18 protein-coding genes are annotated in these 24,833 nt (G+C 57.2%); 8 read left to right on the forward strand and 10 right to left on the reverse strand.

Annotation, left to right across the window (positions count from 1 at the left end; all coding sequences use genetic code 11):
• The first annotated feature begins 465 nt into the window (after window positions 1–465).
• Window positions 466–1,134 (forward strand): hypothetical protein, encoded by a 669-nt coding sequence (locus WCO56_00685; protein MEI7728058.1) that lies wholly within the window; start codon window positions 466–468, stop codon window positions 1,132–1,134.
• Here the strand turns inward: WCO56_00685 and WCO56_00690 are convergent, their stop codons facing one another.
• Window positions 1,135–2,589, reverse strand: coding sequence for a hypothetical protein (locus WCO56_00690; GenBank protein ID MEI7728059.1), 1,455 nt, complete (start codon window positions 2,587–2,589; stop codon window positions 1,135–1,137). It lies immediately after the preceding gene.
• 253 nt (window positions 2,590–2,842) lie between these two features.
• On the opposite strand from WCO56_00690, the gene WCO56_00695 reads away from it, so the two are divergent.
• The 3 genes from WCO56_00695 to WCO56_00705 all read left to right on the forward strand — a co-directional run bounded on the left by WCO56_00695 (window position 2,843) and on the right by WCO56_00705 (window position 6,382).
• The gene (locus WCO56_00695) at window positions 2,843–4,261 is read left to right on the forward strand and encodes a sugar MFS transporter (protein ID MEI7728060.1); all 1,419 of its coding nucleotides are present in this window, start codon (window positions 2,843–2,845) and stop codon (window positions 4,259–4,261) included.
• Window positions 4,262–4,509: 248 nt separating this feature from the next.
• Window positions 4,510–5,781, forward strand: a complete 1,272-nt coding sequence (larA, locus tag WCO56_00700; GenBank protein MEI7728061.1) for a nickel-dependent lactate racemase — start codon at window positions 4,510–4,512, stop codon at window positions 5,779–5,781.
• A 160-nt stretch (window positions 5,782–5,941) separates the two neighbouring features.
• Window positions 5,942–6,382 carry a nucleoside-diphosphate kinase gene (locus WCO56_00705; protein MEI7728062.1) on the forward strand — a complete coding sequence of 147 codons (441 nt, stop codon included), beginning with the start codon at window positions 5,942–5,944 and terminating at the stop codon, window positions 6,380–6,382.
• Here the strand turns inward: WCO56_00705 and WCO56_00710 are convergent.
• Window positions 6,369–9,326: a malectin domain-containing carbohydrate-binding protein gene (locus WCO56_00710; protein MEI7728063.1), complete on the reverse strand. Its 2,958-nt coding sequence runs from the start codon at window positions 9,324–9,326 to the stop codon at window positions 6,369–6,371. The two genes, WCO56_00705 and WCO56_00710, sit on opposite strands and share 14 nt — an antisense overlap.
• A gap of 199 nt (window positions 9,327–9,525) precedes the next feature.
• Between WCO56_00710 and WCO56_00715 the strand changes: the two genes are divergently transcribed.
• Window positions 9,526–10,575 (forward strand): family 16 glycoside hydrolase, encoded by a 1,050-nt coding sequence (locus tag WCO56_00715; protein MEI7728064.1) that lies wholly within the window; start codon window positions 9,526–9,528, stop codon window positions 10,573–10,575.
• A 27-nt stretch (window positions 10,576–10,602) separates the two neighbouring features.
• Here the strand turns inward: WCO56_00715 and WCO56_00720 are convergent, their stop codons facing one another.
• Window positions 10,603–11,355, reverse strand: a complete 753-nt coding sequence (locus WCO56_00720; protein MEI7728065.1) for a nucleotidyltransferase family protein — start codon at window positions 11,353–11,355, stop codon at window positions 10,603–10,605.
• 6 nt (window positions 11,356–11,361) lie between these two features.
• A complete protein-coding gene (gene ptsP / locus WCO56_00725; protein ID MEI7728066.1) occupies window positions 11,362–13,134 on the reverse strand; it encodes a phosphoenolpyruvate--protein phosphotransferase in 1,773 nt (590 codons plus the stop codon).
• A 231-nt stretch (window positions 13,135–13,365) separates the two neighbouring features.
• Here ptsP and WCO56_00730 point away from each other — a divergent pair, with 231 nt between their 5' ends.
• From WCO56_00730 to WCO56_00740, 3 genes are read left to right on the forward strand one after another with little or no spacing between them, the layout of a single operon-like run.
• Window positions 13,366–13,686 carry a DUF350 domain-containing protein gene (locus WCO56_00730; protein MEI7728067.1) on the forward strand — a complete coding sequence of 107 codons (321 nt, stop codon included), beginning with the start codon at window positions 13,366–13,368 and terminating at the stop codon, window positions 13,684–13,686.
• A 30-nt stretch (window positions 13,687–13,716) separates the two neighbouring features.
• Entirely contained in the window at window positions 13,717–14,154 is a 438-nt protein-coding gene (locus WCO56_00735) for a hypothetical protein (protein ID MEI7728068.1), read from the forward strand.
• 4 nt (window positions 14,155–14,158) lie between these two features.
• The gene (locus tag WCO56_00740; protein MEI7728069.1) at window positions 14,159–15,295 is read left to right on the forward strand and encodes a glutathionylspermidine synthase family protein; all 1,137 of its coding nucleotides are present in this window, start codon (window positions 14,159–14,161) and stop codon (window positions 15,293–15,295) included.
• A 149-nt stretch (window positions 15,296–15,444) separates the two neighbouring features.
• Here the strand turns inward: WCO56_00740 and WCO56_00745 are convergent, their stop codons facing one another.
• The 6 genes from WCO56_00745 to WCO56_00770 form a co-directional block, all read right to left on the reverse strand.
• Complete coding sequence (locus WCO56_00745; GenBank protein MEI7728070.1) at window positions 15,445–18,510, reverse strand: vitamin B12-dependent ribonucleotide reductase; 3,066 nt, start codon at window positions 18,508–18,510, stop codon at window positions 15,445–15,447.
• Between the two features lie 287 nt (window positions 18,511–18,797).
• The gene (gene der / locus WCO56_00750) at window positions 18,798–20,270 is read right to left on the reverse strand and encodes a ribosome biogenesis GTPase Der (GenBank protein ID MEI7728071.1); all 1,473 of its coding nucleotides are present in this window, start codon (window positions 20,268–20,270) and stop codon (window positions 18,798–18,800) included.
• A 126-nt stretch (window positions 20,271–20,396) separates the two neighbouring features.
• Window positions 20,397–22,046, reverse strand: coding sequence for a hypothetical protein (locus WCO56_00755; GenBank protein ID MEI7728072.1), 1,650 nt, complete (start codon window positions 22,044–22,046; stop codon window positions 20,397–20,399).
• A gap of 29 nt (window positions 22,047–22,075) precedes the next feature.
• The gene (locus WCO56_00760) at window positions 22,076–23,038 is read right to left on the reverse strand and encodes an AEC family transporter (protein ID MEI7728073.1); all 963 of its coding nucleotides are present in this window, start codon (window positions 23,036–23,038) and stop codon (window positions 22,076–22,078) included.
• Between the two features lie 57 nt (window positions 23,039–23,095).
• Window positions 23,096–23,995, reverse strand: coding sequence for a sugar phosphate isomerase/epimerase (locus WCO56_00765; protein ID MEI7728074.1), 900 nt, complete (start codon window positions 23,993–23,995; stop codon window positions 23,096–23,098).
• A 341-nt stretch (window positions 23,996–24,336) separates the two neighbouring features.
• The gene (locus WCO56_00770) at window positions 24,337–24,675 is read right to left on the reverse strand and encodes a hypothetical protein (protein ID MEI7728075.1); all 339 of its coding nucleotides are present in this window, start codon (window positions 24,673–24,675) and stop codon (window positions 24,337–24,339) included.
• Between the last annotated feature and the right edge of the window lie 158 nt (window positions 24,676–24,833).

The raw sequence follows: 24,833 nt of genomic DNA on the forward strand, positions 1-24,833 counted from the left end.
GTGGGCTGAGTTATCTCCAAAATCGGTAAATACGCATGTTATTTTTTGGCGAGCATGTAAAATCGTGATAAATGTTCATGTACAAAATCAAACATAGGCAAAAATCATGATTTTTGGTCATGTACGATTTTAGACTATAACGAATACCTTCATATACGATTATGTATAATAATGTACATCACAGAAAATCAATATTTTCGTAAGTGTACAATTTTATACATGGCTAAAAACCGTGATGTTTAATGATGTACAATATTGGCTTATGGCAAATACGACGGTAAACATGGATATATAAAATTGGACTGCCACGTTTCCGCATTTGACAGGTCGGTTTGGGTTTGGCAGATTGGCTTCCAAGACTTAATTAACGGCAGTAACTTTTCCGGTCATGGCTGCGTGACAGTAGTTTGCCCGGTTGGCGGTTGGTGATGGGCGGCCAATTGACCGGATATGACATGGATGTTTATGAAAGACTTGTCCCGTTTGTTTGAAGTGCCATTCGACGATCCGCACCTCGGTTTGGGCCATTTGTTGGCCTTTGCCACGGATCATTTGCAGCGGATGATTGCCAATAACCCGGCCTCAGCGCTGGATGCGCGCATCGCAGCCACCCAAGACGCGTTGGCGCAAGTGAACACGTTCTTCAGCGAAGACAACACCAGCCTTGGCCTCCGCAAGGGGCAAAAAATGGCCAAGCGGAAGTTCCGCGCCGGTCTGCGGGCCAAAATCGCCAAACTTGCCGGGGCCGTGATGGCTCGGTACGGCCTGCGCACCGCGCTTTACCTGGAATGCTTTCCGCATGGCCGGCGAAACTTCAACAGGTGTACGGATGACCAATTGGGAACCCATCTGCTGGTGCTTCGGGACCGCATCGCGGCGCACGGAACGGACCTCGGCGCGACGGCGGTGGCGGAGTCGGCGGCGCTGGTCGAGGGCTGGGCGTCCATCCATGCCGCCAGCGAAAGCGCCACGGGTGCGAAGACCGCGACGCAGGAGGCGAAAAAACTGGCCCGCGAACATCTCCAACTGATGCTTTACCTGAACCTGGTGAAGCTGATGGAGCTGTTCCCCCGCCAACCGGAGCGCTGCGGGCTCTACTTGCAACAAAGCTTGCTGCATCCGCGCCGATTATAGCTACGGGCCGTCGTCTTGTTCCTCGTCTGATTCGTTGGGCGGCAAGCCGATGATGGTTTGGCCGGCGGCGTTGTTGATGAGGATTTTTCCACCGGTGTGCGAGGCCTGGGCGAGGACGCCCTCGGTGCCGCCCCAGCGGAGGAGCAACGTGCCGCCGTCATCGGCGGAGCCCATCAGGGCACGGGCCACGCCGAGGTCGTTGAAGAGGGCGAGTTGCCCGCCGTTTTGGGTGGCGGAGAGGGCGGCGCGGCGCGCGCCATCGGTGCCATGAACCATGACGAGCCCGCCATCGGGCTGGCTGCAAATGGTGACGGCGGCCTTGTCTTCTTCAACGCGCTGGAGGTGGATGGAGGAGTTCTTATCATTGCACTCCAGCATCACGCCTTGCTGGGTCTGCGTATTGAGAATGGCAAAGTTGGCGGAGTTGGGCTCGACATTGAGCATGGCCTGGGACTGTTTGGAGGCCTGGATGATGAGGGAAGGATGCTCTTGGAACATGAGAACGATGCGCTCATCTTCCCCCTTACCCGCGAGGGAGAGAATGGTCCCTTTGCCGTGATTCGTGAGCATGAAGCTCTGGCGACCTTCCGAGTCGCAGAGGTTTATTGACGCGCCATCCACTCTGGCTCCCAGGTCAATATCCGTTTTGCCGCAGGACAACGATACATGCGCGCTGGTTTTTTCGGCGCTCAGGAAGACGGATTTTTTGCCATCCTCGTCAAACAGGGTGATGGCGCTGCTTTTCGCAGTGGTTATCAGGCCGGCCATGGTTTCGCTGGTGCTATTGAGCAGGACGGCGCCGCCATCTTCGGTTGCGGCGAGGGTGCCAGTCACGCTGCCATCCGCGCGGTGCACGCTCACCATCCCACCGTGCTCGCCTTTGGCGGTGAGTTTCACCGCCAACTGCTGTTTCGCCGTGATGAGCATGAGTTCGCCGCCGTTTTGGGCGCCGTAAAGGGTACCCACGGTTTTGCCATCGTCTTGCACTACGCTGATGGCGCTGGCTTCGGGCAACGCCTTCATGATGGCACGGGGTTTGTCCGCCGCAAAGACGGCGACGTGGCCGAGGCCGGTCGCGTCTTTGGCGCGGATTTCGGCGGCTTTCTTGAGATCGTGCCCGAAGAACTGACAACTGGCGTTGTTGTCCTCGGTGTCGAGGATGAAGCGCGCCTTGCGATCATCGCCGTAAAGCGTCAGGCTGGGGCCGGTTTCCGAAGCCACGAAAACCGCTTGGAGCCCATCCGCCTTTTCTGGATGCGTCAGAATCAGGCCGGAACAGCGGATGCTGAGGCTGGCGGGTGAATCCGGCCCGTCCGCCGGAGAGATGAAGAGAAACTTCCGCAGCAGAGCCATCTCGGAGCGCAGGTCGGCGAGTTGTTTCGTTTGCGTGGTCAGCAGCGACCGCAGTTCGGCCATCTCCGCCTTCAGTTGGGCGCCTTCCTCGGGAGTCATCATAATTTCTGTGTCCGTTTCAATTTATGGTTAACGCGGCAGAAGTTACACGATGGCCGGGCGGGCTGACAAGCCTGATGCGAGCCATAAATAGGGTTCTGGTCAGGTCTGGGCCGATTTCATGGCTTGTCAGGCCGGGCAATCTAGTGTTCGATACCGCCCTTGGCGCCCCGCAGCATTCACCGATCCTGGATTGGTCCTGCCGCCGGGCGCGAGCTTGAGTGAAACCGAGATTAACAAACGCATTGGAATAATTATGGCTGGCATTGGCGGCACATCGGAAGCGCGCCCGTCGGATTCCCCGACCGGCAACGGGCAAACCTATCGCGGCCCGTTCGCGATCATGACGATCCTGTTCTTTATGTGGGGGTTCATGACGGTGTGGAACGATATCTTGATTCCGCGGTTCAAGGAGGCGTTCACGCTGAATTATTTCCAGGCGATGCTCGTCCAGTTCGCCTTTTTTGGCGCGTACGCCATTGGGTCGCTGATCTATTACGTGATTTCGATGACGTCCGGCGACCCCATCAACCGCATCGGTTACAAGAACGGCGTGATCATTGGTCTGTTGGTGGCCGCCTTGGGCAGCGCGTTGTTTTATCCGGCGGCCATCCTGGCCTCGTACCCGTTTTTCCTGCTGGCGCTGTTTGTGGTGGGGCTGGGGTTCGCCATGTTGCAGATCGCGGCCAACCCGTATGTGACCATCCTCGGGCCGGAGCGCACGGCGTCGAGCCGGTTGAATTTGTCGCAGGCGTTTAACTCGTTCGGCACCACCATTGGGCCGATCATCGGCGGTTGGCTGATCTTCAAGGTCTTCTCCCAGTCGGGTGCGCACGGGGCGGATTCGGTGAAGGTCCCTTACCTCTGCTTCGCGGCGGTGTTTGTCGCGTTGGCGGTCTTTTTCAAATTTGCCCATCTGCCCAGTTTCACGAACCCGGAATCCATCGGGCAGGGCGCCGGGGCGTTGCGGCACCCGCACACGGTGCTGGGGGTGATCGCCATTTTCATGTACGTCGGCGGCGAGGTGGCGGTGGGCAGCGCCATCGTGAATTATCTCGGCTCGCCCCAATTGGGCAGCCTCTCGAATGAGGCGGCCAGCAAGTTCCTCTCGTACTATTGGGGCGGCTTGATGATCGGCCGGTTCATGGGGGCCTTTGCTCTGAGCGAGATGCGCGGTTGGCTGAAGCATCTGCTGGTGGTGCTGGCCCCGCTGGTGGCGTTTTTCATCATCCTGGCCTCCGCCGGGACCGCCAACGCGCTGCCCTACGGCATCTTCCTGGCCATCCTGCTGGTGGCGTTCTTTTTGGGTGAAGCCAGCGCGCACCGCATGTTGGCGCTATTCAGCGGCGTGATCATCATCCTGCTGGCCTGCGCCATGGCGAGCACTGGGGAAACCGCCAAATGGACCGTCCTGGGCGTGGGCCTGTTCTGCTCGGTGATGTGGTCCAACATCTTCTCGCTGGCCATCGAAGGACTGGGGCCGCTCAAGAGCCAAGCCTCCTCCCTGTTGGTGATGGCCATCCTGGGCGGGGCGCTGCTGCCGCCGTTGCAAGGGGCCGTGGCTGACAAGTTCGGCATCCAATCCTCGTTCGTGGTCCCCATGCTCGCCTTTGCCTATATCGCATTCTACGGCCTGTACGGGTATCGGGCTGGGAGAGCCAATGATTTGCGCTAACGCATTTCAATGGTTCAATTTGCCGGTGGTCTGGGACAACCTGGGAAATATCGCTTCAATTTGTTAGCGTTGGCCGGTACCCATCGGTCCGCTGCCGCGCCGTGCCTTGTTCCCGCCACCCTGCCATTGCATCCCCACAGGCTGGACAATCCAACCTCGCGTAGCTATTGTTCCTCCATGCATAAGCATGAAATTCGCGCGTGTCACCGCAATGCCGTCCCCTCCTCTGTGGAAGCGGAGGAGCAATCATGAACGTCAAACTGGCTTATGGCCAAGGCTGGTTGCCGGTGGATTTTCCGGCGGATCGCACCACGGTTATCGAGCCCACTCCATTGCCCGGCCTGCCGGATGAACGTGCCGCCCTGTTCTGCGCCTTGGACGCCCCCATTCAGACGCGTCCCCTGCGCGAATGGGTGCGTCCGGATTCCCGTGTGGTCATCACCTTTACGGACATTACGCGTGCCACGCCCAATCACCGGCTCATTCCGTGGCTGTTGGAGTATCTGAAACCGCTGGTGAAGTCGGAGAACATTGTCCTGATGAACAGCCTCGGCACGCATCGCTCGAACAGCCGCGCCGAACTGGAGCGCATGCTCACCCCGGCGGTGGTGGCGAATTATCGCATCGTGGACAACGAGCCGGAGAATGCGGCGGCGCATGTGCAGTTCGGAAACACGCACGATGGCACCCCGGTGTTGCTTCATCACGAGGTGGCCAAGGCGGATGTGCGCATCCTCACCGGCTTCATCGAACCGCATTTTTTCGCTGGTTTCAGTGGTGGCCCCAAGGCCATCATGCCGGGTGTGGCCCATTTGAAAACCGTGATGAGCAACCATGGTGCGCGCCAGATCGCCGATCCCAACGCCACGTGGGGTATCACGCAAGGCAATCCGATCTGGGAAGAAATGCGCGATATTGCGCTGCGGGTTGGCGACTCTTTCCTGCTCAACGTCACCCTGAACGAAGCGCGTGAAGTGACCGGGCTGTTCGCGGGTGAGCTGCTGGCCGCGCATCGGGCCGGCACGGAATTCGTGCGCTGCTCGGCCATGCAGGCGGTGGCGGCTATGTTCGAGGTGGTGGTAACCACCAACAGCGGTTATCCGCTGGATCAAAATTTATATCAAGGCGTGAAAGGTTTGAGTGCCGGCGCCCGGATTCTGAAGCCGGGCGGGACCCTGATCCTGGCTTGTGAATGCCGGGATGGAATGCCGAACGGGAGTCCCTATGAGCGCTTCCTGAAATCCGCCGCTTCCCCGGAAGAAGTGCTGACCCGGCTGACGCAAGCCAGCGAGGCGGTGCCGGAGCAATGGCAGGCGCAAATTCAGGCATTGATCCAACGGCGCGCCCAGGTACTGGTACACAGTTCCCTGCCGGACGCCCAGCTTCGCGGCGCTCACCTGGTCCCCTGCTCAGACATTGCCACCGTCGTGCGCGAGCGGTTGGCCAACCTGCCGGCAACGGCACGCGTGGCCGTCCTGCCGCAAGGGCCGTTGACGGTACCATATTTGACGGGACGATAATGCCCACGGAAAAACGCAACGCATCGCGGGGATCGTTGCTCAATTGCCCGGAGCCATAAGGCATCCATGCAAAACCTCGGAACGAAGCTCGTCACCAAGCGGTGGGTATCCGCACGAAAAATTGTTGGTACTTCAAAACGCGCAGCGATAGGATTGCCCCATGCAAAAGACGTTAGTTTTATTTAAGTGCGATGCGATTGAGCGGGGGTTGGTGGGTGCCATCCTGGAACGTTTTGAACGGGCCGGGCTGCGCATCGAGGATGGCCGTTATCTGCGTCCCAGCCTGGCGGAGTGGCAGCAGCATTATGCCGATCTGCAAAGTCGCAATGCCCGTGCCTTTGAGCGCAGCACGCAATTCTTTGCCGGGAAACCGGTGTTCGCCATGATCCTTGCCGGTCCCAATGCCATTCTGAAAGTGCGTGCGCTGGTGGGCCCGACCGATCCCCTTAAGGCACCGGCGGGAACGATTCGCGGGGATTATAGTTCTGACACCGTCGAGCTGGCGGACGCGGAATACCGATCCGCCCTGAACTTGGTGCATGCCGCCGATTCCGAGGCCACCGCGTTGCGCGAGATCGCCTTCTGGTTCAAGGCAGGGTGATGACCGTCTGGCAGAGTCGGGGGGCCGTGGCTGGCCAGGTGAGTTGCTTTCCCGAAGCGGTGACCGCCGTGACGTAGTATTCCACATCCTCATTGCCGGAGGGTAATTCAACGGAGAACACCGCGCGCCCGGTATTCTGCGCGAGAACGGTGGCGAAGTTACCCCGGTTCATCCCGCGCCAATGCAGTTCCACGCGTTTGACCGGGGAACGATCCACCACCATCACGCTCAGTTGGATGCGCTCGCCCGCGTTCGCTGAACTGCGAACGGTGGGAACGATGATGCGGGCCGGACCGTGGTAGGTTTTTCCCGGCAAGGTTTCGGGTGGCAGGACTGGTCCCAACACTTCCATGAAAATCCGGTCGTAGAAACTCAGAAAACCCAGCGCCTTGCGGCTGTGTTGTTCCAGGTTGGCGATGGTTCCCAATTCCCCCGGCGTATCGGTGGCCGCGACCAGACTGGACATCATTTCCTCCCAAGCGCTTGCCAGTTTGATACGCAGGCCCATGGCCGTCTCGGCCAGGGTTTTCTGTTTGACGGGGTCTTTTTCTTTCAGCAGCACAGCCATGGCGGCATCGAGTTCTGCGCGCACGCCGCCGACCATCGCCGCCGTCTGCTGGTATCGGAAGGTGTTCAACCAGTAATCAAAGCGCTCCAGGTTGCCCGCGCCCTGCACTTTGGACCGCAGCGCGGACAGTTCGGCAACGAACGCATATTCTTCCGGCGCGGATTTGAGCGGGTTAAGATTGCCCGGCCCCCGGTTCCAATGGGTGGACTGTGGCAAGTTCAGACCGTCTATCCGGGTAAATATTTTCCCAGCCGGCACTGCCACTGCATCTCCGAAGTGTGCGCGCGCGAAATCCACATAGAATTCCTCGATCGGCATCGTTCGACGGCGTTCGACGGTGCCCGGCTTGTCGTTGAAGCCGTCGCGCTCATAGCCGGCGATGACTTCGTAGCCGCATTTCACTTTGCGCGTGATGGGTTGGCCGGTCGCGGTTTTGCCGTCAATGATCACCGCGGAGACACAGGGTTCGCCCTTAAGGCGGGGGAATTCTAGGAAAAGATGGCCATTGGTCACGGTGTTCCATTTGAAGGATAAATCCAGCGCGTGATGCCGCCCCACACGCTCAAAAATATCCAGCCGTTCGAGCACAGTTTTGCCCTGGAGCTTGATGCCGAATACGCGCTGGCCTGCCTGCGTGCATTTCGCTTCGTTAAATTTCAACGTGACGGTGTAGATGCCGTTGGGCATGTCCAGATCGTACCCGTCCAAATTCTCGCGCATGGTTTGGTACAACAGGCTTTCCAGGGTGCCTTCACAAGGATAATCAGTCTGGTAATTACGTCCCCCCAGCGGACCTTGTCCCCGTGATTTGACGCGCACATCCCAGTCGAGCGGGACGTATGATTGATCCCAGGCTGCCGCCGCTAACGCGGCGACGTTGGGCGCGAGGATTTTGGTGCGCCAATGAATGCCCAGCAGACCGGTACATCCAAGTTGGCGGGCATCCGCCGCGTCGTAGCGCATGCGGGCGGCCCAGAGTTGTGGGGCGCACAAGTTCGGATCGTTCTCCATCCAGGGAATCGCCCACTTGGGGCGGCCTTGGAGCGTGGCGAAACCGCCTTCCACAAGATCGTGTCCCACCTCGCGGTTGATGCAGCTCATGGGGCTGGTCTTCGGCAGTAGTCGGTCCAGCGCGGTGCGGTCGTGTGCCGGGCCCAGCACCCAGCCGGAGGTGGCTAGCGTGAACGGGGCACCCAGCGATTTAAGGGCGTCGTCCGCCGCCTGAATGTCACGCGCGGCAGCGGTGAATAGTTCCGGGTGCGTGGTCTCCCAGGTCCAGAATTCCGGGGTCCATAGCCAGTAATAATCGAGCGGGTGGGTTTTGAGAATCCGGCGGAACATGCCTTCGTATAATTCGCGTACCACCGCCAGATCTTTGGGATCTTTGCCCAGCTTCTTGAGATGTTCCTGCAAATCCTGCGGGATGGTCAACGGCGTCTCGGTGCCGATGCAGGTTTTTACGCCCAGCCGTTTGGCCAGGGTGAACGCGTCGTGGAGCAGCGCGCCGGTGCGATTGAACAATTCGTTGCATTGCTCCACGCCCTCCGGCGCGGGCATTAAGCCTTGTTGCACCGGGTGCCCGTAGGCATCGGCGGCAAAAAGTTGGTCCGCGCCGCCGGTAAATTCGCTGGTCAACATGGCTTTGTAGCCCCACGCGCCGGGACGGAGCGTGTTCGCCCACAAAGTTGGGTAGCTAAAGCGCACGCGCCCTTGGGCATCCTGATCCTGCGGCAGGCCTATCCACACCAGCGGTTCCGCGTGCGGATGACCTTCGGGATAACAGTGCATTCCCAGAAAGTTCATGCGCAATTTGGACAGTTGCCCGATGTATGCCAGGTAGTCGTCGCGCGTCCACCAGTCCGGCCCTTCGGGAAAATCATGAAACGGTTGGATACCGCGAATGCTAAACAGCGGTTTGCCAGTTTCATTGGCTCCCGGCAGATTACCTTTGAGCGGCTCATCCGGAATCACATCGCCATGCAGATAGAAACGCACCCCCAGCAATTCGCAATAGCGGTAAGCCCCGTACAACAACCCGCGATCATCTCCCCCGATAATACAAATCATCCGGGGACCGGATGGAACCGTGTGCAGCCAGAATTGCTCCGTCGCCAGCGGTGGCACGTTGGTGGCCAGATTCCCGGGAATATTTTTCAGCAACGGATCATTCTGGCGCAGCAGTAGCAGCACCGTGGTGTCGCTTTGCGTTGGCAAACTCGCGGCGATTTCCGCGTAGCTGCCGGTGCGCAGATAGAGGTAACGCCGTAGTTCTCGGGCCGCCAACCTGGCCTCAAAGGAAGATTCATTGGGTTGCACCACGACCACTTTGGCACCGGCCAGCACGGGCGCGGCGGACAGTGCTTCGGACCAGATCATGACCGATGCTGCCATGATTCCAAACCAGGACCATACCAAAGTTGTGTGCCAAGTGCGTTGCATGGGACGATTATGGCACGGAAAAACGGTGGATTGTCAATCCCATGAAATGACTTTAAGACATTGAGCACGAACTCGAAATAGAATGAACTGCGGCATTGGGTTGCAACTTGATCCGCTGATGTTATGCTCCCACCTTATGAAACGTTGGTTGCTTGGTGGTGCGCTCTGCCTGACAGTTGCCGCGACCGCCGCAGAAATAAAATTTGATTTTGGCGCGACGCCAGTCGGACAGGTGCCGACTGGCTTTCGCTCCGCATTATGTGGTGCTGGCACCACTGGGCAGTGGCAGGTGGTCATGGAGTCCGCTCCGTCCATGTTCAAGCCGGTGTTTGGCACCAATTCCGCCAATTATCGCGCGGTGCTGGCGCAGACTTCCGCCGTGCCTGGTGAGGAACGGTTTCCGCTGTTGCTCTACGAGCGTGATTCGTTTGCTGATTTTACCTTCAGTGCCAGGTTCAAAATTGTGGCCGGTCAGGCGGAACAGATGGCAGGACTTATTTTCCGTGCCCAGGATGAGCGGAATTTTTATGTCTTCCGCGCCAATGCCAAGGATGGCAACGCGCGTTTCTACAAGGTGGTCAATGGCGGGCGGACGGCGCCAATCGGCAATACCCTGAGTGTCTCCAAAGGGGAATGGCACCAATTGAAAGTGGAATGCCAGGGGAACCAAATCAAATGTTATTTTGAGACCAATCTGATTGGCGGCGGTTTCATTGATACGACGTTTACCTCCGGGAAAATTGGATTCTGGACCATGTCCGATTCGGTCAGTTATTTCGCGGACGCTATGGTCGCCTACACGCCGAGCGAGCGACCCGCTCAAGCGCTACTGCGGTTGACGATGGAGAAGAATCCGCGCCTCAAAGGACTCCGGCTTTATGCTCCCAACCCCACCAATGGGGTGCTCGTGGTAGTGGCGGCAACCGATCCACGGGATCTGCAACTTTCGGCCGGTCCGTCTGAGCAGAATGCGTTTGCCAAGGGACTGGTGTATCACCTCAAAGAAGGGGATAAAATGTCCGTCTATTTGCCGCTGCATGATCATAATGGTGACACGATGGCGGTCACACGGATTACGATGCAATCGTTTCCCGGACAAACGGAACAAAACGCCATGGCGCGCGCCATTCCCATTCTCAAGGAGATGGAAGCCAGCTTGATCTCACTGGATGGCCCGCTGCGTTAGCACCTCGGACGGGGCAGGGGACCTGCTTCAGGAAGCGGCCCGAAAAATACGATTCGCCTCTTCGAGGGATTCTTTGGACCCGATATCAAACCACAGGCCCGGCACTTTCCAGGTATGGAACGGGGTGCGAGTATAGAGCCATTGGACGAGGCGACCAGGTTGGTCCGGGTTGTTTTTCTCGGCGATATATTGGCGGATTAATGGCAAAACCTGACGGGGATAATAGTATAAGGCAATGCCGGTAAGCGTGCTCTTGGGTTGTGCTGGCTTCTCTTCGAAAAAGGTGATCTGACCTTCGGCATTCAGCGAGATGGCGTTATATTTCTTGATCTCTTCCAGGCTGCCCACGTCATAGACCGCTAGCACGGGTGTTTTTTTCTCGCGGCAACAACGGCCAAAGCCATCCAGCTTTTGGCTGAACAGGTTGTCTCCCGCAACGACCATCAGGTCGTCATCCACCTGCTGCGAGGCGATCACAAGATGGAGGTCGCCAATGGCACCGAGTTTATTGCTATCGTCGGTCGAGCCGTCATTGATCACCTTAAAATCAAACCCGGTGGTTTGGCGGGCGCGATAAGCCGATGACCACTCTTCAAACTGGCCGGCGAACTTGGCATTGGTGACGATGTAAACCCGCTCGATATCTGGAATAGGTGCGAGATTATCCATCACGTACTCAATCATGGGCTTGCCCGCCACGGGCAACAGTGGCTTGGCACGGGTCAACGTGAGCGGGTAAAGACGGGTGGCATAACCGGCGGCAAGAATAACGACTTTCATAGTAGTTTAATAATCAAACAGGCTTGGCGCCACGGCGCGCGCCAGATTTTGTGAGCGACGTAAAATTTCCTGGCCACATTCGCAGCCGAGCGCAAACTCGGCCAGTTCCCTGGCTTCGGGCATTTTAAGACGCCGGATGATGAACTTGATTTGCGGCACCATGGCGGGCGAGGCGCTTAATTCGTCCACCCCCAGCCCGAGCAGCAGGGGAGTCATGACGGGGTCACCCGCCATTTCCCCGCAAACGCCAACCCATAACCCTTGTTGGTGGGCGGCGAGCACGGTGGTGTGAATGAGCTGCAACACAGATGGATGAGTGGGTTCATACAGGTGGGCCACTTTCTCGTTCATGCGGTCCACCGCCAGCGTATATTGTATCAAATCGTTGGTGCCGATGCTGAAAAATTTCACCCGTTTTGCCAGCGCATTGGCGGCCAGCGCGGCGGAGGGAATCTCAATCATCGCCCCAATTTCCATTTTGTGATCGTACGGCACGCCGTCACGGCGCAACTCATCCTGGCATTGTTCCAGCAGCGCGTTAGCCTGATCCAGCTCATGGATGCCTGAGATCATGGGGTACATCAGTTTGACGTTGCCGCTGACGCTGGCGCGCAAGATGGCCCGCAATTGAGCCTTGAATACCTCCGGCTGTTGGAGGCAGAAACGAATCGCGCGCCAGCCGTAAAAGGAACTGGCTTCACGCGAGATGTTCACATGGCTGAGAAACTTGTCGCCGCCCAAATCCAAGGTGCGAATGACGACCGGGTGCGGCTTGAGCGCTTCAGCCATGCGCTGGTATTCCTGATATTGTTCTTCTTCCGTCGGCGCGGTGTCGCGATTCAAAAACAAATACTCGGTGCGGAATAGTCCCACCCCCTCCGCGCCGGAAACTTTGACTGCCTCGGTGTCGTCAGCGCCTTCGACATTGGCGGAGAGCAGGAGCCGGTTGCCGTCGAGGGTCAACGCGGGTTGATCCCGTAAATCCCGCAAGTTTTCGTGTAACGATAATTGCTTGCGCACCAGTTGCCCGTATTCAAACAGGGTCTGATCCGTCGGATTAAGGATGACGATGCCGTTAAAACCGTCCAGCAGGGCGTATTGGCCGGAAACAATTTCCAGCGTGGCTTTCTCCAAGGCCACCACTGCCGGAATTTGCATAGCGCGGGCCATGATGGCCGTGTGTGAGGTGCGACTGCCAATATCCGTGGCAAACCCCAGCACCATCTTTTTATTCAAGGCGGCGGTGGTGGAGGGGGTCAGGTCCTGGCTGACGATAATGCAAGGCTCGGAGAGGCTGCCCAACTGACCCTCATCCAGGCACCCCATTAAATTATTCAGGACGCGCGAGGTCACGTCCTTCAGGTCGGACACTCGTTCCCGCAAGTATTCGTCCTCCATGGCGGCCATGGCGGCGGAGTATTTTTCGGTGACCTGTTGAAAGGCAAACTCTGCGTTCATGCGTTTCCGCTGGATTGCCCCGAGGACTTCCTCGGTGATCATGGGGTCTTCGAGCAGCAGTAGGTGCGCGTCGAAAATCATCGCGTCCGTTGCTCCCATGCTCTGCGCCAGATGATGCTGTAAGGCCTGGATTTGCCGGCGGGAGAGCATCAAAGCTTCCTGGAAACGATGGATTTGCTCCGGCACTTCCGCATCGGACAATTGCAGGTGTGGAATCGTCTGCTCGCGATTGCTCAAGACCAATACTTTGCCCCGGCAGACCCCGTTTGAAACAGGAATGCCGCGCAAGACACGCTCACTTGTTGTCCCGGTCCCAGACATGTTGGTGGGGTTATAGCGTGTTTCACGGCGCTTGAAAAGAAATAAAAGACCGTGATTGTGGCTCCGTCAATTGTGCGTTTTAAACAACTTACCTTCTGAATTGAAATTGACGCCAGGCGGAGCTTATTCTATAAACACATTGCTGCCGACTAAGTTTGAGCGGCGTGAGTTGAGTTGAGCTGATAGTGAATCGTGGGGGCGTGGCAAATAGTGAAAATTTTAATTTTAATTATGAAAACAATGTTCAAATCGCTGGCGGCACCGGCCGCTCTGCTAACCTTAACTACGCCATCCTTGGCGGCGGATTATGCCAACAACCCGGCGTACGCCGGGCATCCGTTTGAAACCCAGTTGTGGCACGGCTTGGTGCTGGCGCTGATGTATGCCACGGTGGGCGCCATGTTGTTATTCCTAAGCTTTAAAGCGATTGACAAAGCCATCACGAAAATTGATCTCGAAGGCGAAATTCTGAAGGGCAACGTCGCCGCCGCCATTTTCTCCGCTGGCATCCTGATCGGCATGGCAATTATTCTGGCGGCGGCGATTGGTTGAACAACATCCTGGTTTTTACCCGAGGATGTCATGAAACCACGCAAAGCTTCGCAGCAGGTCACCTTGGTGTTGTCCGGTGCGCTTACGCTGGTCACCGTGGCGGGATGCTCGCGGTCGGTACAGCCGCCCTTGATGAATGTGCAACTGGAAAAGGACACCAACCAGTACACGAACAACACGCAAGTCGCCGGGCGCGGGTATTATCATTCGCATTCGGGCATCTGGTATCCATTCCCTTGGGGACACTACGATTCGCGTTACGGCTATTTTTATGACGGGCAATGGAGCGCCCAACCGCGCATGGGGCCGCCGCCCATGATTGCCTCAACCCCAAAAGGCCTTGCCAGTCTGGCTCCGCAAAGTCGCAGTAGCAGTTCATACGGCGGTTCCACGCATAGCAGCAGCCACTCCAGCGGCAGCATCAGCCGTGGCGGCTTCGGCTCCTCGGGGCATTCCGCCAGCTCTTGAACCGATGCAACGTCATCCCATTACCCCGCGGCCCAACTGGCAAGCCACGGTCGAAGAGCAAGGGCTCACGTATCATACCTTGGACGGAGCGCCGTATTGGCATGAGTCGGCCTATTACGAGTTGACCAGCGAGGAGGTGGACGCGTTGGAGCAGGCCGCCAACGATCTGCATGCGTTGTGCATCGCAGCCGCGGAACAGGTCATTCAGCAGAAACGCTGGGATGAATTGGCGATTCCGTCGGCGGCGGTACCAGTCATCTTGAAGTCCTGGGAACGGGATGACTTCAGTCTTTATGGACGGTTTGATTTTGCGTATGACCCGGCCTCGGGACCGCCGAAATTGTTGGAATACAATGCGGATACGCCAACGGGGTTGGTGGAAGCCGCTGTGGCGCAATGGTATTGGCTCCAGGATCAATTCAAGGATTCCGACCAGTTTAATTCGGTCCACGAACGATTGATTGCAGCCTGGCAGAAATTGAAAAGAACTGGGGCGGAACGGGTACACTTGGCGGGGATCAAAGAACATTTGGAGGACGCCCAGACAGTGTTGTATCTCCAGGATACTTGCCACCAGGCTGAGCTGCTTGAAAAGCAGCTTTTCATTGAGGACATTGGATGGGATGCCCGGCGGAAGGTGTTTGTGGACCTTGATAATGAAGCCATCGAGACCTTGTTCAAACTGTATCCGTGGGAATGGCTGTTGGCGGAGGAGTTTGGCCAGCATTTGGCCCTGGAATCTTGCCGGATGATTGAGCCTGCCTGGAAAATGCTCCTTAGCAACAAAGCGTTGCTCCCCATCCTTTGGGAACTGTATCCTGAACATCCGAACCTATTGCCTGCCTATTCTGCTGAGGCGAAGCCGGCGGAACTCGACAGTTATGTGTTGAAACCGAAGCTGGGACGCGAGGGAGCCAATGTCAAAGTGGTCATCTGCAATCGGACCATGGCGGAAACCACGGGAGATTACGGCCAGGAAGGGTTTATCGCCCAGGCCTACGGACCAGTCCCGACCTTTGACGGCTACTTTCCTATCATGGGCGTGTGGATGGTGGATCACGAAGCCTGTGGATTGGGCATCCGGGAGGATACCAACTGGATCACCAGCAATACCTCTCTCTTCACGCCCCATATTTTTTAAACTCCGGCGGGTTTGGTGCGGGCAGCGTAAAAGGACCAGGCGATCCGCTATCGGAAATTGCGGAACAGACAGCGGCACCCACCGTTAAAATCAAAACCGGCGGATCAAGCGATCCGCCGGTTTTGGTGCATTACTCTGCCTGGCGAACATCAGGAGCAACCGAGACTTTCTCCACAATTTAAACATTTATAACAAGCCCCATTGCGCACGGCGACATGGCCGCAGTTCGGGCAGGTGGGGGCATCCCCCTGGTTGACAATCATGCGCGTAAGTTCATTGCCCCTCGGCGGGGTGACCACTTCCGCTTTTACCAGAATATCAGTGTCGTTTGCCATGGGTAGGAGCCCAGGCACCGGGCGGTTTACCGCTTTTTTGACTTCCTCGAGCAGACCGGGAATGGCCAGTTCTTGCTGGTTGGTATTCGTTGAATTGGCCTCACGATAACCAGGGATGAATTGCAGCGCCATCCAGCGGAAGACATAATCTATAATGGAGGAGGCACTGCGAATTTCCGGGTGTTTGGTAAAGCCACTGGGCTCAAAGCGCTGGTGGGCGAATTTGCGGACGAGCGCTTCGAGCGGCACGCCGTATTGCAGGGACATGCTGGTGAGGGTGCCGATGCTGTCCATTAGGCCGCCGATGGTGGACCCTTCCTTGGCCATGGTGATGAACAACTCGCCGGGTTGACCGTCCTCGAACAGGCCGACGGTGAGATAGCCTTCGTGCCCCGCGACATCGAATTTATGAGTGATGGCGGTGCGGGTTTCAGGCAACCGCCGACGCAACGGCTGGTTGATCTGGTCATGGAGCCGGGTAATTTCGGCCTCCAGCATGGCGTTGCGCGCCTTCAGAGGTTCCACCTCCGGAGTTTTCTCCGCCGTAGCCGCATTTTTCTTGGTATTAAGCGGTTGGGAACGTTTGGAGCCATCGCGATAGATAGCCACGCATTTGAGGCCCATTTCCCAAGCGTTGACGTAGGCGTCGCGAATGTCCTTGACCGTGGCTTCGTTGGGCAGGTTGACGGTCTTGGAAATGGCCCCGCTGATAAACGGCTGGGCGGCAGCCATCATCATCAGGTGGGCCATGTAATGAATACTGCGCTTGCCTTTGGCGGGTTTGAACGCGCAATCAAAGATCGGTAGATGCTCGGGCTTGAGGCCACTGGTAATTACCGCTCCATTGTCAGTGACATCCTCGATGGTGTCGTGTTTGGCAATGTGGGCGATGATGGCTTGGAGTTCGTTTTCCGTATAACCCAAACGCCGTAGCGCGTCCGGCACGGTGCGATTCACAATTTTCAACGAGCCGCCGCCGGCCAGATTTTTGTATTTGATCAGCGCGATGTCCGGTTCGATGCCGGTAGTATCGCAATCCATGAGGAAGGCGATGGTGCCGGTAGGGGCCAGCACGGTGACCTGCGCGTTGCGATAGCCGGATTGCTGACCGCGTTCCAAGGCGCGGGTCCAGCAGGTGCGCGCCTCTTCTTTGAGGTAAGCAAACTCGCGGCTGGGCTGGATTTTTTCAACGGCGTCGCGATGCTGTTTGATGACGCCCAGCATGGATTCGACGTTGTCCCGGTTGATGGGGGTGGGTACGTGGGTGCAGCGGGCATCGCGGTAGCCGGGGAATGGGGCCATGACACCGGCGATTTCCGCGGATTGTTCGTAGGCGTAGCCGGTCATGATGGCGGTGATGGCGCCAGCCAAGGCACGCGCCTCATCGGAATCATAGGAGAGACCGTAATCCATAATCAACGATCCGAGGTTGGCGTACCCCAGACCCAGCGTGCGAAAGGTATGTGAATTCTCAGCAATTTCCTTGGTGGGATAGCTGGCATTGTCAATCAGGATTTCCTGCGCAGTAATGTAGATGCGTACGGCTGCCTTGAACCGCTCGACATCAAAAACGCCGTCTTCGCGTTTAAACTTCATCAGGTTCAACGAGGCCAGATTGCAGGCGGTGTTGTTGATGAACACGTATTCTGAGCAGGGGTTGGTGGAATGAATCGGCTCCGTGCCCTTGCAGGTGTGCCAGCGCTGAATCGCGCCGTCGTATTGCAGTCCGGGATCGCCGCAGACCCAAGTCCCTTCGGCGATTTTTTCCAACAGGCGGCTGGCATCCTTCTTCGCAATCGGCTGGCCGCCAATGACCGTGCGGGTCCACCATTCCTTGCCTTCCAGCGCCGCGCGCATGAACTCATCGCTGACACGCACGGATAAATTTTCGTTCTGATACATCACCGATCCATAGGCTTCGCCGTTGAACGAGCCGTCGTAACCCTGTTCGATCAGTGCCCAAGCCTTGCGCTCTTCCCGGGCTTTGGCATCAATGAATTCCTCGATGTCGCCATGCCAGTCGCGCAGGGTGTTCATCTTCGCGGCACGGCGGGTTTTACCGCCGGATTTGACGACGTTGGCCACCTGGTCATACACCTTAAGAAAGCTAAGCGGGCCGCTGGGTTTGCCGCCGCCGGACAGTTTTTCCTTGCTCGAACGGATCGGGCTGAGATCGCTGCCGGTGCCGGAACCGTACTTGAACAGCATGGCCTCCGAATGCGCCAGTTGCATGATGGATTCCATGTTGTCGGCCACGGATTGGATGAAGCAGGCGCTGCCCTGCGGGTATTCATACTGCGTGGTGGCGCGTTCCGCTTCGCCTGTTTTCTCATTGAAGAACCAATTACCGCGTCCGGAATTCTTGCCGATGTGGTATTGATGAAACAGGCCGACGTTAAACCAGACCGGCGAATTAAACGCACCATACTGGTTCAGGCACAGCCACGTCAGCTCTTCATAGAAGAGTTCGCCATCCGCCTTGCTGAAATAACCGTCCTTGATACCCCAATCCGCGATGGTGCGGGTGACTCGATGAATCAATTGGCGGACGGAATATTCGCGTTCCCCGGTCTTTTGGGGATCACCGTAAAAATATTTCGAGCAGACCACTTTTGTGGCAAGCCCGGACCAAGTCTTGGGAACTTCGACCCCCTCCTGTTTAAAAATGGCCTTGCCATTGTCATCGGTAATTTCGGCCGTGCGTTTCTCCCATTCCACCTGGTCAAACGGACTGACTTTGGAGGTGCTGAATACGCGTTCGAGTTTCAGGGCTTTTTTACCACCTGCGGACCGGGCGGAGCGGGAGGCGGAAGTTACAGTTGTGCGACGCCGCGTCTGCACTGGTGAAGACGACACCACTTGTTCACGTGTATCAATCATAGCTAAAATCTCGTTAATGTTTTGGAAGCGGTTCCCATGGCCAACTCTGGCCAAGGAAAGGGCTAACGTCACCCAACTACCAAGGATACTTCAGCATCGCTGTCGACGCAAAAGACCCCATTAGTTGGGGGGCAAAGGGCAACATACTACAATAGGTTGTGGTGACAAGAATTTTTTTGAAAATTATTTCTTCACGCTTTATTCCCCATTTTGGGATGGCTAAGTCCCCGGAAATAAGGCAGTTATCATCCGTTGGTGAATAACTCAAAACCAAGCGGTGAATAAAATCATCTGCGTTGGCGAGGTTTATCCGGACCTGCTTTTCGGCGCACGGGTTCGATGGTTTTGGGGCGCGCGCGCGGGGCCAGGACAACGGGACACCCCTCGTAACCAAACGCTTTTCGCAACGCATTCTGCAAATACTTCTCGTAGGGCGGCGAAAATAGCTCTTTGCGGTTCACAAACAGCAGGAACGTTGGCGGCGCGACTTGGGTCTGGGTGGCGTAAAATAACTTGAGAAAATGCCCTTGGTCACTGATCGGTTGGCGGCGTTCGATGGCGTCTTGCACGACGCGGTTGAGGATGGCCGTGGGGACTTTCTGCTGGAGTTGGGCGGCGACGAAGCGAATGGCCTCAAGTAGGCGATCCAAGTGGAAACCGGATTTTGCCGAAGCGAAAATGACTGGTGCAAAATCAAGAAAAAACAAATTTTTATGCACCCATTCGCTGAAATTTGCGAGCGTGGACGATGCTTCCCGGGTGCCGCGCTGGGGCCGGAGGTCTTCCTTCTCCCGCGCCGCGCGCACGTCGTCCTCCATTAAGTCCCATTTGTTAACCACGATGACACACGCCTTTTTTTGCTCCATAATGATGTCGCCGATTTTCTTGTCCTGTTCCAGGACGCCCATTTCGGCGTCCAGCACCAGCACAACAATATCACAGCGGGCGATGGATTCCTCGGCGCGTTGGACGCTGAAAAACTCGACGGTGTCGTCCACCCGGTTCCGTTTGCGCATGCCGGCGGTGTCAATTAAGATATATTTCTGCCGCACCCCCTCGGTGTCCACCTCGAACGGCACGTCAATCGCGTCGCGCGTGGTGCCGGGAATGGGGCTGACAATGACGCGCTTGGATTGGGTGAGCGCGTTGATGATGGACGACTTGCCGACATTGGGTCGCCCCACGATGGCCAGTTTCACCGGCGCGCCGGAAACGGCGGCGCCTTCGATGACCGGGGTTTCGGTAACTTCCGCTTTTGGCAGGCCCGCCAAGGCAGCGTCTAGCATCGGTTCGAGGCCGCGGTTGTGCAGTGCCGACACCGGAAACACCGAGGCGAAGCCGAGCCGTGCAAAATCGACACTTTTCTCGTCCACCTCACTGGAATCCGCCTTGTTGGCGGCTACGAGGATGATTTTTCCGGATTTGCGCAGTCGCGCGGCAACTTCGATATCCAGTGGCACCAAACCCTCCTTGAGGTTCACTACGAACAGGATCACATTCGCCGAATCAATGGCGATTTGCACCTGTTCAAACGCGGCCCGGGTGAGCGCATCCTCCGTTTTCTCGCCCCGCAGCAGGCCGATGCCGCCGGTATCTACCAACGTGAACGGATTCCCGTGCCACTCGGCTTCCGCGATTACGCGATCACGAGTCACACCGGGTTGATCATGCACAATGGCGATGCGCCGCCCGACAATCCGGTTAAACAGCGCGGATTTGCCGACGTTTGGCCGTCCCACAATGGCAATAATACCTGTCATGGGTACCAGGATGCATGAAAAGGCGGCTTAAGAAAAGCTTAAAACCAAGGAGGATGATGGCGGGGCTGACGGCGGCAAGCCCAGCTTGGGCCGCGATGGTGCAGGACGGCTCGTATTATTAGCGAATCAGTGGGCGTCTCTGGAAAATAACTCAGCTCGCATGGGGATGACTTTTCCTAAATCGAAAATCTGGACATGGTTCAATTGTTGCAAGGCTTTCGTGGTGGCTGGGTCATTCATGCCGTAGTTGTTCCAGTATTGCACTAACCCATTTGTTCCGACCAGGTCGTTGGTGAGGTCGGAGAGAATCAATAGGGAACAACTGTGTTGGAGTTGCTGGCGTAGCGCTTCGCACTGCTCCGGCAGGAACTGTTTGCTGCCGGGCTCCAAAAACCAAAACATGGGCTTGGGTTGTTTTAGCCCGAAGTAGTAGGCCCACTTGGAGCCCATCGGGGCGATGACCATAGGCGAATGGGTCGGGCATGACGCCTTTTGGAAAAGTGTCGCACGAAACCAGCGAAGCTCCTCCGCCTGCTCATCAGTCAGGCTCAACCACCGGTTTTCATGAAATGCAACCCGATGGAAGGCAAGGGTATTGGCTGGTGCTGGCGGTTTGCCTGTAATGAAGCGAAAGCCTTGTTGCATATACCCTTGTTGGTACGTCAGGTGGAAGACGGCGAATAACAAACAGAACCATTTCAATTCGGTGCGCGTCAGCTCCTGACAAGTCGCCGGTAAGATCGCAAACAGCAAAGCACCATAGTAGTAGTAATGGCAGTTCATGCCCAGATACCCCGAAATATGGGCGAGCAAAAACCAAGTGAAGAAGATGGCCGCCACGGGGGAAGCAGCGTTGGGCTTGCGCAGTATGTGCCGGACGAACACGAACAGCCCCAAACTGAATCCCAATAGGATGGGGGCCTGTAGGGACAGGAATTCGGGCAGATTGGTGATTTGCGGAACGCGAGTGCCAGCGACCTGTGAATACCCGTGTTTCACGTATAACGGAAACGCGCTTTGCCAGGCGAGGTGAAGATTGCTGAGGCTGGCCAGCCACAAACACTGAAGCACGGTGGCAGCGATGATGCAACTGCCCAGGAAAAAATACACCCACAGCCCGCGATTTCTCTCCGCGTTCCGTGATCGTATCATGGCGGGAAGGTCGGTCAGAAACAATGCACCCAAGGCCAGGACCGGACTGAAGAATTTAATTAACTGGAGGAGAAAAAGTAACAGACCGAGGAATATCGCGCGTCGTTTTGATATGGTCACTGCGGATTGGCTCAGGAAGAAGACCGCGCTGACCCCGAGTATTTCCAGATAAAAATAGACCGGAAAGGCGGCGCTGGTCGGCAGCAGGGGCCAGGCAAACAGTCCAACCATGACTGCCGTAAGCGGCGCCCCGGTTTTTTTCCAGGTCCCCAGGACCAAAAGGAGCCAGGTTATAAATGCCAGGCCATACTGCACTTGATAATACTCCAGCGGATGGAACTTCACTGGGAGAACCAGGGCGAAGAAATACACGGCTAGAGGTCCGTATGGCCAAGTGAAATCCCGGTAAGGGCACTCGGCCTGCTGTACCGCGGCGATGGAGTAAAAATAATGCCCATAATCATTGCGCAGGTTGCCGGCGCCACTGAAGTATTCCTCATGGCCATGGAATAACGCCCAACCCTGCATCAGCGTTAGCGCCGCGAGAATGACTACCGCAATGGCACCCAACCCCGTAAAGGCGGGGGCACGACAGTCTGTGCATTTATTTTCGAGTATGTTCAAGGCACCATGAGGATTCTACCAGCCGCGTTTTATCCAAACAACCAAAACACCAGCGGCAAGATGAGCACCAGATACAGCGCGGTGTTGGTCACGAACAGCACCGAGGACTCCTGCGGTTTCAGGCCGAACATGTTCGCCACCGCCACGCTGGTGACCGCCGTCGGCATGAAGGATTGCACCACATAGACGTTCCAGCGCAGGTCCGCAAAGCCCCAGGGCGTTAGTTGCGTCAACCACGCCAGGCCCAGGCCCGTCACCGCGCCCAACCCAAAGCGCACCACGCCCAGCCAGGCAATCATCCGCCATAACGGCAGCACCTTCGAGCCGTGCAACCGCAGCCCAATCGCGAAAAACGCCATCGGCGTGAAGGTATAAACCATGATGTCCACCAAATGCCAGTCGGCCACGCATTGCGGACGCCGCACCCCGGCGGCGGAGATGAGGATCGCGAGGACGTTGATCGGCAGGCCGATGGAGCGCCAATCCAACAGGCTGCGCCGCATCAACTCTCCCAGCGTGCCTTGCGGTTGCGCGCTGGCAAAGTGCCGCGCCAGCGGATAGATTAGCACCACCACCAGCGGCACAAACACCACAAAGTAAATATTGGCCAGCCCCAACGCCTGTTCCCCGTACAGCAGGTACAGGATGAACGCCCCCATCGTGAAACCATTATTGCCCAGTCCGCCCGAGACCGCCAGCAACCCGCGTTCAGCGCGGTCGCGCGTGACCATTGGGGTCAGCGCCAATCCCAGGAACGTCATGACCACGACGTGCGTGCAGGCCATGATTGGCAGCATCGCATCACTGGCTTTCAGCGAAGTGCCCCACACGGTGAAAAATCCCACCAGGGGATAACCGAATACCGCCACGATCGTCATCAACCATTCGCCCACCCGCTCCTCGATCCAGCGCTTTCGGCGGCAGGCGTAGCCGGCCAGCGTCGTCAAAATAATGACGGCGGCGGTGAGGATGAATTTCGTGACAATGGGCATGTGACCTCGTTATCGCAGCGGCAAAACGGGGTAGGGGACGGCGGCATTCGCCACCGCCTAGAGCAACCCTTGATACGCCAGCCACAAGGCCCGGTAATATTTCATCACGCGCACTGGATCGGTGGTTTCCGGGATTTCCGCCAGACAATAACCGGTGTAGCCCGTTTCATTCAGGCCGGTGAGCAATTTGCGGAACGGATAATCCTCCAGCGACAAATCGCGCATGTGTACCGAGACGATCTTGTGCTTGATCAGGTTGAAATTGGCGTCCCAGCCGTCGCCCTCCAAATCGGTGGGATTGGAATTCCAGCACGCGCCGACATTGGGATGGTTGGCGACATCCAGGATGGTTTTGATGTTCGGCACCAGCGACGTGCCGCTGCCATGCACTTCCAGCCGGATCATCTGGCCGTGCTCCTTGGCAAATTCGCCCAACTCCTTTAGCGCGGTGCCGATCTGCTCCAGCGTCTTTTCCTTCGGCACCTCCTTGGGGAAACCGTTCGGGCGCACCTTCACCCCGGACGCTCCGACCTCCTGCGCCAGCACGATATATTCCTTGGTGGCGTCAATATCCTTGCGCAACTTAGCCGGGTCGGGCGTATGGTAATCATACGTGCCGCCCAACCCCATCAGCTCCACCTTGGAGTTCTGAAACTTCTTTTTCACCTCTGCGCGTTGCTCCTTGGAGAGCGTGAGTTCCACCCCGTGCTTGTGCTCGGTGCGCAACTCCACGCCGTCGAACTTGGCGGCCTCGCAATTCTTGATGATCATCTCAATCTCCCAATCCTTGGCCAGATTATAGGTCACGGTGCCCAACTTCATCTTGGGCTTGCTGGTGAGGAAGCTGGGGGCTTTGACCTTCTCCGCGGCAGACGCCAGCGCGCCGGTGCTGAACATCCCGGCCGCCAGCGCGGCAGTCTTGACAAATTCCCGGCGATCCATTGCGCGTTTATTCATGGTTGAATTCATGTGGCCGGAAAGCCTGAACCCTTTGCCCGAATATTTCCAGCCGAAAGTTATTTCCCGAAATCCGAGGCTCTCAACTCGCAACTTACTTTTTCCCAAAATCGCCGGGATCATGCGGACTAGCCAGGCGCTTCGGCCAATCTCAAAGGATTGCGGCATCGAAGCCCAACGGTTGATGGGAAACAGTGAGGCCCCCCAGCAAACGCGTACCGCCCGTAGCCGCCGACGTGAGTCGGCGCACATTTCGTTTTCGGCCCAATCGGCGGTCACCCCCGCACCAAAGCGCCCTGAGCAGATCAGCGCGGACTCACGTCCGCGGCTACGCAATTGCCTTACACACGCCGCAGCGCCTGGACCAGCGCGTTCAGCGTGTTATAAATCGTGCCGGTCTCCCATTGCGTCGGCGGATCGCTCACCACGAAATCCATCATGGCCACGCCGTTACTGTTCGCGCTGCTGTTGGCAATGAGCGCGGCGCTGAGGTTGCTTAGCGCCTCGGCCAACTGCGCGGTGGTGACGGCGTTCGCCTGGAGGGCGGCGACTTGCGCCTCCAGCGCAGCAATACGGGCGCTCTTGTCATCATCCAGGGCCTTGAGGGCGTTGAATTGGGCGCGCAACTCGGCGGCGTCTATCTCAGTATGTTCGACAGGTTTGGTAGGATCAAAAGCCATAGCTGGTTATTGGTTAAGGTTTATTCATTCTTAGTTTCACCGGGTACGCGGATGAAGGGTGTAGAAGAATCGGATAAAAACACGTACGACAGGAGCCTTTGCCGCAACGTGGCGGGCGCTTGACGAAGCCCAGCCCCAATTAAGTCAGTGAGCGTTCC

It is taken from the genome of Verrucomicrobiota bacterium, assembly GCA_037139415.1.
Classification (GTDB): Bacteria; Verrucomicrobiota; Verrucomicrobiia; order Limisphaerales; family Fontisphaeraceae; genus JBAXGN01.